The sequence below is a fragment of the Pseudomonas sp. P42 genome, assembly GCF_017973755.1.
GTDB classification, from domain to species: domain Bacteria; phylum Pseudomonadota; class Gammaproteobacteria; order Pseudomonadales; family Pseudomonadaceae; genus Aquipseudomonas; species Aquipseudomonas iridis.
The window spans coordinates 194,855-210,094 of the sequence record NZ_JACOPU010000001.1 but is presented as its reverse complement, the minus strand read 5'-3'; the positions used below and the strand labels follow the sequence as shown (position 1 = coordinate 210,094).

Sequence of the window (15,240 nt, the reverse complement as noted above, 5' to 3'; positions counted from 1 at the left end):
TGTGCCACTACCGCTTGCTCCCCGAAAACCGCCTCTATACTTCTGTCTTCAGCCAGCGTTAACCGCGCGGTAGGACTTCAGAGACGGGGCGTGCTATGGAGTGGCTTGGTTTGCAGTTCGTTTACGAACTGCCAGAGAGCGGGCAGGTCATTCTTGATTGCACACATAATCCCTTGCTGGTGCTGGTGGCCTATCTGGTTGCCTGCGCTGCGAGTTTTGCCACCCTCGATATGGCCGAGCGGGTTGCCCACGCCGACGACCCGAGTTCCCAGCGATTGTGGCGCTGGATAGGCGCCACCTGCCTGGCCGGCGGCATCTGGGCCATGCATTTCATCGGCATGCTCGCCTTTCAGGCGCCGATTGAAATCCAGTACGACCTGCCGATCACCCTGTTTTCCCTGTTGATCGCCCTGCTTGCCTCGTGGCTGGCGATGTACACACTGAGCCATGCGCAGCCAAGCCTGGTGCTCTACCTGAAAACCGCACTGCTCATCGGCCTCGGCATCGCCGGCATGCATTACGTGGGTATGGCCGCCATGCAATCGCGCGCCACTGCGTACTACGAACCGTCCCTGTTTGCGCTGTCGATCGCTATCGCCATCGGCGCCAGTTTCGCCGCGCTGTGGGTAGCCGGTTACTTGCGCGAAGGCAGTGGCATGGCTCATCAACTACTCAAATACAGCGCGGCGCTGATACTCGGCGCGGGCATTTTCAGCATGCATTTCACGGGAATGGCAGCCCTGCAACTGGTGTTGCCCGAGGGCAGCCTCCCCGCGACGCCCGTCGATACCAGCCAGCTGCAACTGGGCCTGACAGTCGCGCTGATCATCCTGCTGATTCTGAGCAGCGCGATCAGCGCAGCGCTGTTCGACAAGAAACTGCAGAACAAGGAAAACGACCTGCGCCGGGTCAACGCCCTGCTCAGCCAACTTGATCAGGCGCGCATGGCGCTGCAACAAGTGGCCAACTATGACGCCCTGACCAACCTGATCAACCGCCGCGGCTTCAATCAGATCTTTGCCGAGAAGCTCAGCCAGAAAACCACCGAAGGCGGCATGCTCGCGGTGATGTTTCTCGACATCGACCACTTCAAACGCATCAACGACAGCCTTGGCCACGACGCCGGTGATGCCCTGCTCAAGGTCATTGCCAATCACATCAAAGGTTCGGTGCGCAGCCACGAAGATGTGGTCGCGCGTTTCGGCGGTGACGAGTTCTGCATCCTGATCAGCCTGCGCGACCGCGATGAGGCGCGCAACATGGCCCAGCGGATCATGGCCAAGATGAAGGAGCCGATAGAACTGGCCGGACGCCGCATGGTGATGACCACCAGCATCGGCATCAGTCTGTTTCCTGAAGATGGCAGCACCTGCGAAGAATTGCTCAAGCACGCCGATCTGGCGCTGTATCAATCCAAGGGTGCCGGGCGCAATGGCCTGCACTTTTTCAGTTCCAGCCTGAAAAACCGCGCGACCCTCGAATTGCAACTCGAAGAAGAACTGCGCCACGCACTGCGCGAAGAAAACGGCCTGACGCTGTATTACCAACCGATCTTCGAACTGAAAACCGGTCGGGTGACCAAGCTCGAAGCGCTGATCCGCTGGCAGCATCCGATTCGTGGTCTGCTGACACCTGACTCATTTATCAGCATCGCGGAAAACAATGGCCTGATTGCCGAGCTGGACAACTGGGTGCTGCGCCGGGCCTGCAAGGACCTCGGCGAGCTGTCGAAACATGGCTGCGAAGAACTGAAAATCGCCTGGAACTGTTCGCCGTTGAACCTCGCTCGCGAAGAACTGGCCGACGAAATCGAAAATGCGTTGCGCACCGCTGGCGTCGCTCCGGAACGTCTGGAACTGGAAGTCACCGAAAATGCCTTGATGGGCAATATCGCCGATACTCTGGTGCTGTTGCGGCAGATCCGCGCCCTCGGCGTGTCGCTGTCGATCGACGACTTCGGCACTGGCTACTCGTCACTGGCTTACCTCAAGCGCTTGCCGCTCAACACGCTGAAAATTGACCGTTCGTTCATCCTCGACATTCCCAAGGCGACAGCAGACATGGAGATCGTCCAGGCGATCATCGTCATGGCCCATACCCTGCATTTGCAGGTGGTCACCGAAGGCGTCGAAAGCCTGGAGCAGTACGAATTCCTCGAACGCTCCGGCTGCGACTTCATCCAGGGTTACTTGCTAAGCCGCCCGGTGCCGCTGGACGAGCTACGCCCGGTGCTGGAAGAAATCAATCAACGCAAACAATCACACTCGGTCAATCCGTTGATTCTGGCGCGCGGTACATTTGCACCAGTGTCGCTGGATCTTGTTCCAAAAAGCCTTGCGCCCCATGCAGGCGCATCAGTTGTGCGGCCAATCCGCTGATCGGCGTGGCCGAGCCTTGCTCGCGGGAGAATTTCACGGCGGTGTCGAGATCCTTGAGCAGCGTGCGCACGTGCCACTTCACCGGTTCGAAACGGCTCTCGGCCATTTGCGGGGCGAGGATCTGCAACGGTTTCGAATCGGCAAAACCACCGGCCAGCGCTTCAGCGATCAAGCGCGCATCGACCCCGGCCTGCTCGGCCAGTGCCACCACTTCGGCGATCACCAGTGCATTGCAGGCGACGATCATCTGATTACAGGCCTTGGTCACTTGACCGGCACCCACGCCGCCCATGTGCGTAACGCGCTGACCAAGATTGAGCAGCACCGAGCGTACGCGCTCAAGATCTGCCGCCTCACCACCGACCATGATCGCCAGACTGCCGGCCTCGGCGCCGACCACACCGCCGGACACCGGAGAGTCGAGCCAGGCCATGCCGGTTTGACTCAGCAATTGCGCGGCCATCTCTCGAGTGGCCGTAGGTTCGAGACTGGAAAAATCCACCAGCAACTGACCGCCCTTCGCGCCCTCGGCGACACCGGCCGGGCCAAACACCACCTCGCGCACCACGGCGGTATCCGCCAGGCACAACATCACCACGTCGGCGTGTTCGCACAGCTCGGAAGGGCTGGCGACCTGTCGGGCGCCGGCCGCGACCAGTGGTGCGCACTTGGCCGGATTGCGGTTCCACACCGTCAGCGGATAACCCGCCGCCAGCAGGCGTCGGCACATCGGCAGGCCCATCAGGCCAATTCCGGCAAACCCCAACGAAGGTAGCGATGACATCATTTAGCCTCTTTTTGATTAAAGATCGCTGAATAATGGCCGATTTATCAACGATCAGGAAAGGATTCCCCCCAAGCGACGGTCAGGCCAAGTCCCTGACGCTCGGGCCAAATTCGCGCAAAAAAGACGCGACATCTTATTCCGTGAGGTTCGCTGACATTCAGTCACCGGGCCAACCCAGTCCAGGTACATGGCGCACAATGAATTCTAAAAATAATTCCGCCACAGCGGTATCCGATCTGACCTTGAGCCCTGCCGCCAACAGCCCGTCATCGTCCAAGCCATTGGTTCCCTCGCGCCCGCTGTCGACCCAGCAATACCTGTACTTCACCGAAACCAACACCGACCGCATCCTCGACAACCTCGACGGTTTGCGCGACATGGTGTTCCCGCGCCCGCCGCATCTGGAAGGCGACAACGAGCAGCACAGCGATCAGGAATTCCCGTCGGTATGCCTGATCGGCCTCGGTCGCTGCGGCTCCAACATCGCCCTCGATGTGGCGGAGTTGGTGTACAACGCGCGCAAGTTCTACCTCAATGAATTCAACAACGAAGACCGTGCAGCCGACCGGCGTTCGGCCGACAAGGGCTACAGCCCGGCGCAGTGGATCAAAAACAACCTGCGACTTGGCACCAGCAAAGCGAGCAAACCGGTGTTCCTGGTGGAACCGCTGGTCATGCTCGGCGACCTCGACAAGGACATCGCCGGACGCATCCGTTTCTCACGCAAGAGCGAAAAGAGCGGCTTCCTGCGCGACTACAGCAAAATGAAAATCATGGACTTGTCCGAAGTCCACGCCGGTGGTGCCGGTAACGCGCCGATCCTCGGCCAGTATCTGGCGAAGATCATCCTCAACAAGGACACCCAGCGCTTCTCCAGTCCTGACTGGAAAATGATCCACTCGTACCTGATCGACAGCTGCGGCATCAAGGCCAACCAGTCGCGCCTGTACTTTTCGATCTTCAGTGCCGGCGGCGGTACGGGGTCGGGCATGGCCTCGGAATTTGGCCTGGCCCAGCAGCACTCGTACATGAACAAGACGTTCGACACCAAACCGATGGACGAGCACGACGGCAAAAGCGGTCATTCGTTCGTGTTTGAACCGATCTTCACCAGCGGCATCTGTGTGCTGCCGAACATTTCCGATCACCGCAGCGAAATGTCCGAGGCGCTGCACATCAACGCCGGTCGTCTGCTGTGCAAATACCTTTCGGAAGAATGGGATTTTTCCTACAACTTCGCCAATGAAGACAGCAGCGAAGCCAGCGTCATGGGCCGTATCCGCCCATGGAACGCGATGATGCTGATCTCCAACGACATCATGCGTTACGCCGAAGAGAACGATGACGGCAACATCCAGAACATTGATGTCAATGCGATGGAGAAACACGCCAACCAGTACATCTCGCAGCAGATCTTCAACATTCTGACGGCGCAGGCAGTCACCACCGACTACGACCAGAACTACTTCCGTCGCGCCGGCATCGACATCGGCGAAACCATTCGCCTTGACGCCAACGACCTGTTCATGAGCCTGGCCGGCCCGGTGGCGATTGCCTACGCCGAATCGGTGGTGCCGGAAACCCCGCCGCCGAGCAGCGACAAGTTCAAGGTGTTCGATAAAGAACCGCAGCGTCTGAACATCGACGACTTGTTCTTCCGTTCGATCGACCTGCCGCACTTCAACAAGGTCACCCAAGCCATCGAAGGCATCAGCCTGTTGCCGATCGAGTCCAAGCGCTATCGCGCCTCGCTCGAGCAGTACAAGAATTCCGGTTACGACGCCGCTGCCCTGCACGACCTGCATTTCTTCAAGAACTGCTCGTCGGTGGTCTCGATCGTTTCGCTGCCCAAGGACTACAAGCTGTCGTATATGGATCTGAACCGGTTGAAGACGCACCTCAACAGCCTGTTCCCCAACACCACGCTCAAGCGCTACGCACTGGTGATCGGCGCCTCGGCCAACCTGTCGCTGACCACGTTGATCGCCAAGAGCCCGTGCCTGTCGGACGACTTCCTGACACTGATCGTCGCGTTCATCAAACGCTGTTTCGCGAAAAATCCGTACCGTTTCGACGAAACGCTGGATAACTCGATCCTCGACTTCATCATCAATGAAGAATTCGACGAAGACCGCATCGATGAACTGCTCAACGAGTTCGAAAACCCGGCGAAGATCCTCGACACCAACTGGTACGCGATCAAACCGATGTACGAGAAGAAGTACCGCGAACTGATCAACGATAAAGAGAAGTTTGTCTCGATCAACGACATTCGTCTGTCGCGTGATTGCGTAAAGAAGTCGATCAAATACCTGCGCGAGATCTACCGTCACCGGATTGGCAAGACCAAGGTTATTTCGCTGAATAACCATACCGGGAAGTCGTTTTCGGTCTGATCCAAGACCGAGTTGCCGCAATCGCCGGCAAGCCAGCTCCCACAGTTTTTGTGGTCGTGCGCAGGTTGTGTGTTCAACACCGACCCTGTGGGAGCGGGCTTGCCAGCGATGAGGCCATCAAATTCACTGAAAATTTCAGCCGATCCAACATCCAGAAACAATTAAGCAGCCGTCAGGCGGCTTACTAAACTGTGCTCGTTACGTTTACGTCACCGTTATGCCACCCCTGCCTGTGGCGAATCTCTACGGCAACGTGCCATCACGCTACTCGGCTACACACTTTCTTTGAATGATGTCGCGCACCAATAAGGTGCGCACGCTTATTCGCCTGCCCTTTCCTGGATCAAAATCCACGGGCTGACCACCACCGCCCACAGCACAGGGTCACGCTCGAAAAGATCCAGCGCCCGCGATTCAGACAGCTTGGCGACCTTGTCTTCGGCCAGCCAGGCAGCGACTTTCTCGCCTTCATCCGAGGCCACGGCTTCGGCGGCGGCGATCAGATCCAGGCTCGGGTCGACCCACAATAGGGCACCCTTGGCGAAGAACGGCTCCAGCTCCTTCCAGGTAATAGATGCGGTTTCACCAAGCAGCTTGGCATAGAGGGTGCTAGGTTCTTGGTTCATGGGTTCTGTCCGGAAAAGAAATCGACGCGAATAATAACGTCGGTGGTCCGCCAGAAAAACCCGGTTGCAAAAAGCTGCACCGAACGAAAAGCGCAGGAAGGCCAAGGAATGCTGTTGATTGGGATATATGCCCACGAACGCCCCGCCGCAATTCTGTCTTTTTCATTCAAAAATGCGACACCCTCAAGTTTTGTCCCTCGGCGCCTGCTTCCCAGGCCAACAACCGGCGCTCTACACTGTACCGGTACAGTTGCCGAGGGCATTTCCGGAAGGTATTGCAAAGATATCTGACCCGGTTCTGCTGCTACGGCGCCAGAACTCAAAAAAAAATTACAACAGTAAGAGTGGAGCACTATGACTAAGGCTACTAAGCAGATTTCCAAACTGTTTGCCGCTATGGTTCTGGCCGGGGTTGCCAGCCATTCGTTCGCAGCTGACACCATCAAAATCGGTATCGCCGGTCCCAAGACCGGTCCAGTAGCCCAATACGGCGACATGCAGTTCAGTGGCGCGAAAATGGCCATCGAACAGATCAACGCCAAGGGCGGCGTCGACGGCAAGAACCTCGAAGCCGTTGAATACGACGATGCCTGCGATCCAAAACAAGCGGTAGCGGTTGCGAACAAGGTCGTCAACGACGGCGTCAAGTTCGTGGTCGGTCACCTGTGCTCCAGCTCCACTCAACCGGCTTCGGACATCTACGAAGACGAAGGCGTGATCATGATCACCCCGGCTGCCACCAGCCCGGACATCACCGCCCGTGGTTACAAAATGATTTTCCGTACTATCGGTCTGGACAGCGCCCAGGGCCCTGCCGCCGGTAACTACATCGCCGATCACGTCAAACCGAAAATCGTCGGCGTGCTGCACGACAAGCAGCAGTACGGAGAAGGCATCGCCACTGCCGTCAAATCCACCCTTGAGAAGAAAGGCACCAAAGTTGCCGTGTTCGAAGGCGTCAACGCCGGCGACAAGGACTTCTCGGCAATCATTGCCAAACTCAAGCAAGCCAACGTCGACTTCGTTTACTACGGCGGCTACCACCCGGAGCTGGGCCTGATCCTGCGCCAGGCTCAGGAAAAAGGCCTGAAAGCCAAGTTCATGGGGCCGGAAGGCGTGGGTAACGACTCGATCACCCAGATCGCCAAAGACGCTGCCGAAGGCCTGCTGGTGACCCTGCCGAAATCCTTCGACCAGGACCCTGCCAACATCGCCCTGGCTGATGCATTCAAAGCGAAGAAAGAAGACCCGAGCGGCCCGTTCGTGTTCCCGTCCTACTCGGCCGTGACCCTGATCGCCGAAGGCATCAAGGCTGCCAAGTCCGAAGACCCGACCAAAGTGGCGGAAGCCATTCACGCCGGCACCTTCAAGACCCCGACTGGCGACCTGAGCTACGACGCCAAGGGCGACCTCAAGGACTTCAAATTCGTAGTCTACGAGTGGCACAACGGCAAACCTAAAACTGAAGTTTCGCCTCAGTAAGGCATTGCCAGACTGACTGCCAATAAAGCCCACGGCGTGCCGTGGGCTTTGTTTTACGAATGTATAGGGCCGCGCTGGCGTGATCCGCCAGTCTCCCCACCTGAAAATCTCAAAACCGTCATCAGCGGTTCGCTGGCAAAACCCGGATTCGAAGTGGATAAAGATCCACGGGGCCGGGCGGGAAAATGACTCCACCAGTGAAATGCGTATCAGGTTTTTAGGAGCGCTGTAATGCCTGACATCTATCACTTCTTCCAACAGCTGGTTAACGGCCTGAACGTTGGCAGCATGTATGCCCTGATCGCCATCGGCTACACGATGGTTTACGGCATCATTGGAATGATCAACTTCGCCCACGGCGAGGTGTACATGATTGGCTCCTACGTGGCGTTCATCGCCATCGCCGGGCTCACCATGATGGGACTCGACAGTGTCCCGCTGTTGATGACGGCGGCGTTCATCGCCAGCATCGTCGTTACCAGTTCCTACGGTTACAGCATCGAACGGATCGCCTACCGCCCCCTGCGCGGCAGCAACCGTCTGATCCCGCTGATTTCCGCCATCGGTATGTCGATCTTCCTGCAGAACACGGTTCTGCTGGCGCAAGACTCCAAGGACAAAGCTATCCCCAACCTGATTCCGGGCAACATCGTCTTCGGGCCAGGTGGCGCACAAGAAGTGCTGATTTCCTACATGCAGATCGTGGTGTTCGTGGTCACGTTGATCGCCATGCTCGGCCTGACACTGTTCATCTCTCGCTCTCGTCTGGGTCGCGCCTGCCGCGCCTGTGCCGAAGACATCAAGATGGCCAACCTGCTCGGCATCAACACCAACAACATCATCGCCCTGACGTTCGTCATTGGTGCTGCGCTGGCGGCCGTCGCGGCTGTGCTGCTGAGCATGCAATACGGGGTGATCAACCCGAACGCCGGTTTCCTCGTCGGCCTCAAAGCCTTCACCGCCGCGGTACTGGGTGGGATCGGCAGCATTCCCGGCGCCATGCTCGGCGGGTTGGTGCTTGGAGTGGCGGAAGCTTTCGGTGCCGATATCTTCGGCGACCAGTACAAGGACGTCGTGGCTTTCGGCTTGTTGGTTCTGGTGCTGTTGTTCCGTCCGACCGGCATTCTGGGCCGTCCGGAGGTTGAGAAAGTATGACTAGGAATCTGAAACAGGCACTGTTCAGTGCCTTGCTGGTGTGGGCCGTGGCCTACCCGGTACTCGGTCTGAAACTGACCATCGTCGGCATCAATCTGGAAGTGCACAACACCAGCACGGCTGTTCTGGCGACCATCGCCATCTGCTCGGTGCTGATGTTCCTGCGCGTGCTGTTCAACCAGCAGATCAGCAAGGCCTGGCGTTCCTCGCCGGGCATGCCGCTGATCCCGGCCAAGGCCAGCAACTTCCTGACCCTGCCGACCACCCAGCGCTATTTCATCATTGCGCTGATCCTGCTGGCGCTGGTGTGGCCGTTCTTCGGCTCCCGTGGCGCGGTGGACATTGCAACGCTGATCCTGATCTACGTGATGCTCGGCCTGGGCCTGAATATCGTCGTCGGTCTGGCCGGTCTGCTCGACCTTGGTTACGTCGGCTTCTACGCCGTCGGCGCCTACAGCTACGCGCTGTTGTCGCACTACTACGGCCTGAGCTTCTGGATCTGCCTGCCGATTGCCGGCCTGATGGCGGCGACGTTCGGTTTCCTGCTGGGCTTCCCGGTATTGCGTTTGCGCGGTGACTATCTGGCGATCGTGACCCTCGGCTTCGGCGAGATCATCCGTCTGTTCCTGCGTAACCTGACCGAAATCACGGGTGGCCCGAACGGCATCAGCAACATCGACAAGCCAACGTTCTTCGGTCTGACCTTCGAACGCAAAGCCGCAGAAGGGATGCAAACCTTCCACGAGTATTTCGGCCTGCAGTACAACTCGATCAACAAGGTGATCTTCCTTTACCTCGTTGCCCTGTTGCTGGCGCTGGCGGCACTGTTCGTCATCAACCGCCTGCTGCGCATGCCGATCGGCCGTGCGTGGGAAGCGCTGCGTGAAGACGAAATCGCTTGCCGCGCGCTGGGCCTCAACCCAACCGTGATCAAGCTTTCCGCGTTCACCCTCGGTGCTGCGTTCGCCGGTTTTGCCGGCAGCTTCTTCGCCGCCCGCCAAGGCCTGGTGACACCGGAGTCGTTCACCTTCATCGAGTCGGCGATCATTCTCGCCATCGTCGTGTTGGGCGGCATGGGCTCGCAGCTGGGCGTGATCCTCGCTGCCGTGGTGATGATCCTGTTGCCGGAAATGATGCGTGAGTTCAGTGAGTACCGCATGTTGATGTTCGGTGCCCTGATGGTGTTGATGATGATCTGGCGTCCACAAGGTCTGCTGCCGATGCAACGCCCACACATGGAGTTGCGAAAATGAGCCGCGAGATCCTTAAAGTTGAAAACCTGAGCATGCGCTTCGGCGGCTTGCTGGCGGTCAACGGCGTGGCCCTGACCGTGAAGGAAAAACAGGTGGTTGCATTGATCGGGCCGAACGGCGCGGGCAAGACCACCGTGTTCAACTGCCTGACCGGTTTCTACCAGCCTAGCGGCGGCAGCATCCTGCTCGACGGCGAGCCGATTCAGGGCCTGCCGGGCCACAAGATCGCCCTCAAAGGCGTGGTGCGCACCTTCCAGAACGTGCGGTTGTTCAAGGACATGACGGCGGTCGAGAACCTGTTGATCGCCCAGCACCGTCACCTGAACACCAACTTCCTGTCCGGCCTGTTCAAGACCCCGGCGTTCCGCAAAAGCGAGCGCGAGGCGATGGAATTTGCCGAGTACTGGCTAGATAAGGTCAACCTCAAAGAGTTCGCCAACCGTACTGCCGGCACCCTGGCGTACGGTCAGCAACGTCGTCTGGAAATCGCCCGCTGCATGATGACCCGTCCGCGGATCCTCATGCTCGACGAACCGGCCGCCGGCCTGAACCCGAAGGAAACCGAAGACCTCAAAGCGCTGATCAGCATGCTGCGTGAAGAGCACAACGTCACCGTGCTGCTGATCGAGCACGACATGAAACTGGTCATGAGCATTTCCGACCACATCGTTGTGATCAACCAGGGCACGCCTCTGGCCGACGGCACGCCGGAACAGATCCGCGACAATCCTGAAGTGATCAAAGCCTACCTGGGGGAAGCGTAAATGCTGCAGTTCGAAAACGTTTCCACCTTCTACGGCAAGATCCAGGCCCTGCACAGCGTCAACGTCGAAGTCCGTCAGGGCGAGATCGTGACCCTGATCGGCGCCAACGGTGCCGGCAAGTCCACGCTGCTGATGACGCTGTGCGGTTCGCCGCAAGCGCACAGCGGCAGCATCCGCTACATGGGTGAGGAACTGGTCGGCCAGGACTCGTCGCAGATCATGCGCAAGAGCATTGCCGTGGTCCCGGAAGGTCGTCGGGTGTTTGCCCGTCTGACCGTTGAAGAAAACCTCGCCATGGGTGGATTCTTCACCGACAAGGGCGACTATCAGGAACAGATGGACAAGGTTCTCGGACTTTTCCCACGCCTGAAAGAACGCTTCGCCCAACGCGGCGGCACCATGTCCGGTGGCGAACAGCAAATGCTCGCCATCGGCCGTGCGCTGATGAGCAAGCCGAAACTGCTGCTGCTCGACGAGCCATCGCTGGGTCTGGCACCGATCATCATCCAGCAGATCTTCGATATCATCGAACAGCTGCGCAAGGACGGTGTGACGGTGTTCCTGGTCGAGCAGAACGCCAACCAGGCGCTGAAAATCGCCGACCGTGCGTACGTTCTGGAGAACGGCCGCGTGGTCATGCAAGGCACCGGTGAAGCGCTACTGACCGACCCGAAAGTGCGCGAGGCGTATCTCGGCGGTTGATGGGTTGCGCCAAACAAAAAAACGGCCTTCGGGCCGTTTTTTGTGCCCGTCAAATCCCCCCCCCCTCGGCAGCTCCTACACAGGGATGGCGTATTTTCTGAAAAAGATTTGTACGGGGCTGTAACGCATCGCCATGTCGTTTCTCTAGAGGGACAAGCAAGCACATTTCGCTTGTAAAACCCCGAGCTGAATCTGGAGAAACACCATGACTGCTACTACCCGCACCCTGTCCGCCACCGCACTGGTTCTGGCCCTTGGCTCCGCGCTGAGCATCGCTAGCGTTTCGACCGCTCAAGCTGCCGACACCAAAATGGAAAAATGCTTCGGCGTGGCATTGAAAGGCAAGAACGATTGCGCTGCGGGCGCTGGTACCACTTGTGCCGGCACCTCGAAAACGGATTACCAGGCCAACGCCTGGAAACTCGTTCCGGAAGGCACCTGCGCCACCACCGAGAGCAAGACCTCGCCGACCGGTTTCGGTCAGATGAGCGAGTTCAAAGCCAAGTCCTGATCTGCCGCCTGCCTGAGTGACGATCATGTTCACACCCCACGACCATGCCCTCACCCGCACTCAGGTAGCCTGCGCAGCGCTCCCGCCCCGTGCCGGGCTGGGGCTCAAGACCGGGCACTTTCGCGAAGTGCTCGGTTCGCAGCCGGACATCGGCTTTTTCGAAGTCCACGCCGAAAACTACATGGTTGCCGGCGGTCCATTTCATCATTTTCTCGGTTTGATTCGCGAGCAATATCCGTTATCGCTGCACGGTGTCGGACTGTCCATCGGCGCTGAAGGGCCACTGGATGTTCAGCATTTGCAGCGTCTAGGGGAGTTGATCGAGCGCTATCAACCGCAATCCTTTTCCGAACATCTGGCATGGTCGAGCCACGGCCCGGTGTTCCTCAATGACCTGTTGCCACTGGCGTATGACGAGCCGACGCTGAAACGTGTTTGCGAGCATATCGACCAAGTGCAGAACACCCTCAAACGCCCCATGCTGCTGGAGAATCCAGCGACGTATCTGGCCTTCCGGCATTCGACCATCGACGAAGCAGATTTCATTGCTGAAGTGATCCGTCGCAGCGGCTGCGGTTTGCTGCTCGACGTCAACAATGTCTACGTGTCGTGCGTGAATCATCAGCGCGATCCATTGGCCTACCTCGATGCGTTGCCGTTACACACGGTCGGCGAAATTCATCTGGCCGGTTTTGCCGAAGATTCCGACAGCCTCGGCGACCGCTTGCTGATCGACGATCACGGCGCGCCCATTGATCAAGCGGTCTGGGATTTGTATCGCCAAGTGCTGGAGCGCATTGGCCCGGTGGCGACGCTGATCGAGCGTGACAATCAGGTGCCGCCGTTCAACGTGTTGCTGGCCGAAGCGCAGCAGGCCGATGAGTTATTGCAGCGTGTGAGGCGTTCGTCATGAGCACTCACGCCGCTTTCTGCGCCGCGCTGCTCAACCCTGGATCGCCCTGCCCCGAAGGTTTGTGCAGTGCCAACGGCGCCGATCCTGAGAGCCGTTTCGCGGTGTATCGCAACAACGTGCAGAGTTCGTTGATCAACGCGTTGACGGACAGTTGCCCGGTGGTCATGCAATTGGTTGGCGAGGCATTCTTTCGCGCCATGGCGGCCATTTTCGTCCAGGGCCAGCCGCCGCGAAGTCCGTTGATGAGCCGTTACGGCGAAGATTTTGCGGATTTCATAGGCGCGTTTGAACCAGCCTGCAGCGTGCCCTATCTGGCCGACATCGCGCGCCTGGAACACTTGCGCACCCGCGCCTACCACGCCGCCGATGCCGAGCCAGTGCGCCCGGAACAGATCACCGCGGCCCTGAACGCCCCGCAGGTATTGAGCGAGCTGCGTTTCGAACTGCACCCGTCCCTGCATCTGCTTGATTCAGCCTATGCCGTGGTTGCGATCTGGGCGGCGCACCAGCAGGAAGCAACACTCGCCGGCATCGACATCACCCGTGAACAGCACGCTCTGGTACTGCGCAACGGCCTGGAGGTTGAAGTGTTTGCCCTCGAACCCGGCGCCAGCACGTTCATCCGCCATTTGATCGAAGGCCAGCCACTGCTGGCGGCGGCAGAAAACAGTCCGCCATTCGATCTGGCCCAAACCCTCGGTCTGCTGATCGCGCACAACGCCATCACTCATCTGAAATTCAAGGAACAGCCATGAATAACCTGATTATCCGCGCCATCGCGCTGCTGGAAAAAATCCCCCACAGCCTGATCGCTTTTCTTGCACGCTTCTCGATTGCGGCGGTGTTCTGGAAATCAGGGCAAACCAAAGTCGAAGGCCTGGCCATCGATCTGATCGACGGCACCTTTCAATTGGGCTGGCCACACTTGGCCGGCTCGGCGATTCCGCTGTTCGAAAGCGAATACCAAGTGCCGCTGCTTTCACCCGAAATCGCCGCGCACATGGCGGCGTTTGCTGAGCATTTCTTCCCTGTTCTGATCCTGATCGGTTTCGCTACACGCTTTTCGGCGTTGGCGCTGCTGGGCATGACCCTGACCATTCAGTTATTTGTGTACCCGGATGCATACCCGACCCACGGCATCTGGGCGGCGGTGTTGCTTTACTTGATGGCAACCGGTCCGGGCAAGCTCTCGATCGATCACCTGATCGCCCGTCGATTCGCAAGCTGAGCAATTGCGTGTGGGAGCGAGCCTGCTCGCGAATACGATTTCACATTCGGCAAATGTGTTGCGCCATGTACGGCTTTCGCGAGCAGGCTCGCTCCCACGGAATTAGCGCTGAAGGCGGTCGAGCGCCTCGCCGCTGCGCTTGAACCAGCCGATCAAATAGTCTGCCAATACCTGCGTGCGTTTAGGCAACCCGCCTTGATACGGGTGCACCAGGTACATCGGCATGCGCCGGGTCTGGTAGTCGCGCAGGAGCCAGCGCAATCGCCCGTCAGCCAATTCTTCCTGCAGCAGGTACGAAGGCAACCGGGCGATGCCGGCGCCGGTGAGAGCGGCTTTCTTGAGCAGGCTGTAATGGTTGCTGGCGAACGGCCCCGACACCCGCACCCGCAGTAATTCGTGTTGCTGGTGGTACAACCATTCCTCGCGACCGCTGTAGTGACTGTTGAGCAAACAGCGGTGTTCGGCCAGCGCCTGTGGCGTCATTGGCTCGCCGAAGCGCTCGATATAGTCAGGACTGGCACACGTCATTTCCTGCCAGGCCAGCAGCGGTTTGGCCACCAGCCGTTGGTCATTGGCGACTTCGCTACGAATCGCCAGGTCAAATCCATCCCGCGAAAGATCGCGATAACTGTTGTTCAGTTCCAGCTCGATCTGCACTTCGGGGTATTGCTGCGAGAAATCCAGTAGCAGACCGTCGAAGAAGGTTTCCCCCAGCGAAACCGGAACCGTCATACGCACCGGGCCGGCCATGTCGTCCTTCAACCGCGCCAATGCCTGACGTGCCCTTTCCACTTGGACTACAAGTGCCTGCGCCTGTGGCAACAATGCCGCACCGGCGGCGGTCAGGCTCAAACGTCGGGTCGTACGCTGTAGCAAGACCACGGAAAACCGCGCTTCCAGCTGACTGATGCGCTTGGACAACTGGCCTTTGCTGCAACCCAGTTGCTGCGCTGCCAAGGTGAAACTGCCAGCCTCGATCAACACGGCAAACGCGGCCAGATCATCCATTTCGCTCACGGATTGTTTCCATTTGAAAACTAAAGGT

The 15,240-nt window shown here is 58.6% G+C and carries 14 protein-coding genes; 11 read left to right on the top strand and 3 right to left on the bottom strand.

Annotated elements, in window-relative coordinates; genetic code table 11:
* Nucleotides 1-95: 95 nt before the first annotated feature.
* Nucleotides 96-2,378 carry a putative bifunctional diguanylate cyclase/phosphodiesterase gene (locus tag H8B20_RS01040; RefSeq protein WP_210622118.1) on the top strand — a complete coding sequence of 761 codons (2,283 nt, stop codon included), beginning with the start codon at nucleotides 96-98 and terminating at the stop codon, nucleotides 2,376-2,378.
* Here the strand turns inward: H8B20_RS01040 and H8B20_RS01035 are convergent.
* Complete coding sequence (locus tag H8B20_RS01035; RefSeq protein ID WP_210622117.1) at nucleotides 2,269-3,165, bottom strand: NAD(P)-dependent oxidoreductase; 897 nt, start codon at nucleotides 3,163-3,165, stop codon at nucleotides 2,269-2,271. The two genes, H8B20_RS01040 and H8B20_RS01035, sit on opposite strands and share 110 nt — an antisense overlap.
* 197 nt (nucleotides 3,166-3,362) lie before the next feature.
* Here H8B20_RS01035 and H8B20_RS01030 point away from each other — a divergent pair, with 197 nt between their 5' ends.
* Nucleotides 3,363-5,561: a hypothetical protein gene (locus H8B20_RS01030; RefSeq protein WP_210622116.1), complete on the top strand. Its 2,199-nt coding sequence runs from the start codon at nucleotides 3,363-3,365 to the stop codon at nucleotides 5,559-5,561.
* A gap of 320 nt (nucleotides 5,562-5,881) precedes the next feature.
* Here the strand turns inward: H8B20_RS01030 and H8B20_RS01025 are convergent, their stop codons facing one another.
* The gene (locus H8B20_RS01025; protein WP_042557993.1) at nucleotides 5,882-6,187 is read right to left on the bottom strand and encodes a DUF2288 domain-containing protein; all 306 of its coding nucleotides are present in this window, start codon (nucleotides 6,185-6,187) and stop codon (nucleotides 5,882-5,884) included.
* Between the two features lie 354 nt (nucleotides 6,188-6,541).
* Here H8B20_RS01025 and H8B20_RS01020 point away from each other — a divergent pair, with 354 nt between their 5' ends.
* From H8B20_RS01020 to H8B20_RS00980, 9 genes are all read left to right on the top strand, one after another.
* The gene (locus H8B20_RS01020; protein ID WP_047300025.1) at nucleotides 6,542-7,669 is read left to right on the top strand and encodes a branched-chain amino acid ABC transporter substrate-binding protein; all 1,128 of its coding nucleotides are present in this window, start codon (nucleotides 6,542-6,544) and stop codon (nucleotides 7,667-7,669) included.
* A gap of 231 nt (nucleotides 7,670-7,900) precedes the next feature.
* Nucleotides 7,901-8,824: a high-affinity branched-chain amino acid ABC transporter permease LivH gene (gene livH / locus H8B20_RS01015; protein ID WP_042557991.1), complete on the top strand. Its 924-nt coding sequence runs from the start codon at nucleotides 7,901-7,903 to the stop codon at nucleotides 8,822-8,824.
* Complete coding sequence (locus tag H8B20_RS01010; protein WP_210622115.1) at nucleotides 8,821-10,077, top strand: high-affinity branched-chain amino acid ABC transporter permease LivM; 1,257 nt, start codon at nucleotides 8,821-8,823, stop codon at nucleotides 10,075-10,077. The genes livH and H8B20_RS01010 overlap by 4 nt, the downstream gene beginning before the upstream one ends.
* Nucleotides 10,074-10,841: a high-affinity branched-chain amino acid ABC transporter ATP-binding protein LivG gene (gene livG / locus H8B20_RS01005; protein WP_042557989.1), complete on the top strand. Its 768-nt coding sequence runs from the start codon at nucleotides 10,074-10,076 to the stop codon at nucleotides 10,839-10,841. The genes H8B20_RS01010 and livG overlap by 4 nt, the downstream gene beginning before the upstream one ends.
* Complete coding sequence (locus tag H8B20_RS01000) at nucleotides 10,842-11,543, top strand: ABC transporter ATP-binding protein (RefSeq protein WP_019580929.1); 702 nt, start codon at nucleotides 10,842-10,844, stop codon at nucleotides 11,541-11,543.
* A gap of 205 nt (nucleotides 11,544-11,748) precedes the next feature.
* A complete protein-coding gene (locus tag H8B20_RS00995; protein WP_210622114.1) occupies nucleotides 11,749-12,054 on the top strand; it encodes a BufA1 family periplasmic bufferin-type metallophore in 306 nt (101 codons plus the stop codon).
* 25 nt (nucleotides 12,055-12,079) lie between these two features.
* Complete coding sequence (bufB, locus tag H8B20_RS00990) at nucleotides 12,080-12,967, top strand: MNIO family bufferin maturase (protein WP_210622113.1); 888 nt, start codon at nucleotides 12,080-12,082, stop codon at nucleotides 12,965-12,967.
* Nucleotides 12,964-13,722: an HvfC/BufC N-terminal domain-containing protein gene (locus H8B20_RS00985; protein WP_210622112.1), complete on the top strand. Its 759-nt coding sequence runs from the start codon at nucleotides 12,964-12,966 to the stop codon at nucleotides 13,720-13,722. Before bufB ends, H8B20_RS00985 begins: the two co-directional genes overlap by 4 nt.
* Entirely contained in the window at nucleotides 13,719-14,195 is a 477-nt protein-coding gene (locus tag H8B20_RS00980; RefSeq protein ID WP_210622111.1) for a DoxX family protein, read from the top strand. Before H8B20_RS00985 ends, H8B20_RS00980 begins: the two co-directional genes overlap by 4 nt.
* Nucleotides 14,196-14,297: 102 nt before the next feature.
* Here H8B20_RS00980 and H8B20_RS00975 read toward each other — a convergent pair whose 3' ends face one another.
* Nucleotides 14,298-15,212, bottom strand: coding sequence for a LysR family transcriptional regulator (locus tag H8B20_RS00975; RefSeq protein ID WP_210622110.1), 915 nt, complete (start codon nucleotides 15,210-15,212; stop codon nucleotides 14,298-14,300).
* Nucleotides 15,213-15,240 lie beyond the last annotated feature (28 nt).

Coding starts and splice junctions, on each gene's coding strand:
- H8B20_RS01040 (WP_210622118.1), top strand. CDS start 96: ATGGAGTGGCTTGGTTTGCAGTTCGTTTACGAACTGCCAGAGAGCGGG.
- H8B20_RS01035 (WP_210622117.1), bottom strand. CDS start 3,165: ATGATGTCATCGCTACCTTCGTTGGGGTTTGCCGGAATTGGCCTGATG.
- H8B20_RS01030 (WP_210622116.1), top strand. CDS start 3,363: ATGAATTCTAAAAATAATTCCGCCACAGCGGTATCCGATCTGACCTTG.
- H8B20_RS01025 (WP_042557993.1), bottom strand. CDS start 6,187: ATGAACCAAGAACCTAGCACCCTCTATGCCAAGCTGCTTGGTGAAACC.
- H8B20_RS01020 (WP_047300025.1), top strand. CDS start 6,542: ATGACTAAGGCTACTAAGCAGATTTCCAAACTGTTTGCCGCTATGGTT.
- livH (WP_042557991.1), top strand. CDS start 7,901: ATGCCTGACATCTATCACTTCTTCCAACAGCTGGTTAACGGCCTGAAC.
- H8B20_RS01010 (WP_210622115.1), top strand. CDS start 8,821: ATGACTAGGAATCTGAAACAGGCACTGTTCAGTGCCTTGCTGGTGTGG.
- livG (WP_042557989.1), top strand. CDS start 10,074: ATGAGCCGCGAGATCCTTAAAGTTGAAAACCTGAGCATGCGCTTCGGC.
- H8B20_RS01000 (WP_019580929.1), top strand. CDS start 10,842: ATGCTGCAGTTCGAAAACGTTTCCACCTTCTACGGCAAGATCCAGGCC.
- H8B20_RS00995 (WP_210622114.1), top strand. CDS start 11,749: ATGACTGCTACTACCCGCACCCTGTCCGCCACCGCACTGGTTCTGGCC.
- bufB (WP_210622113.1), top strand. CDS start 12,080: ATGTTCACACCCCACGACCATGCCCTCACCCGCACTCAGGTAGCCTGC.
- H8B20_RS00985 (WP_210622112.1), top strand. CDS start 12,964: ATGAGCACTCACGCCGCTTTCTGCGCCGCGCTGCTCAACCCTGGATCG.
- H8B20_RS00980 (WP_210622111.1), top strand. CDS start 13,719: ATGAATAACCTGATTATCCGCGCCATCGCGCTGCTGGAAAAAATCCCC.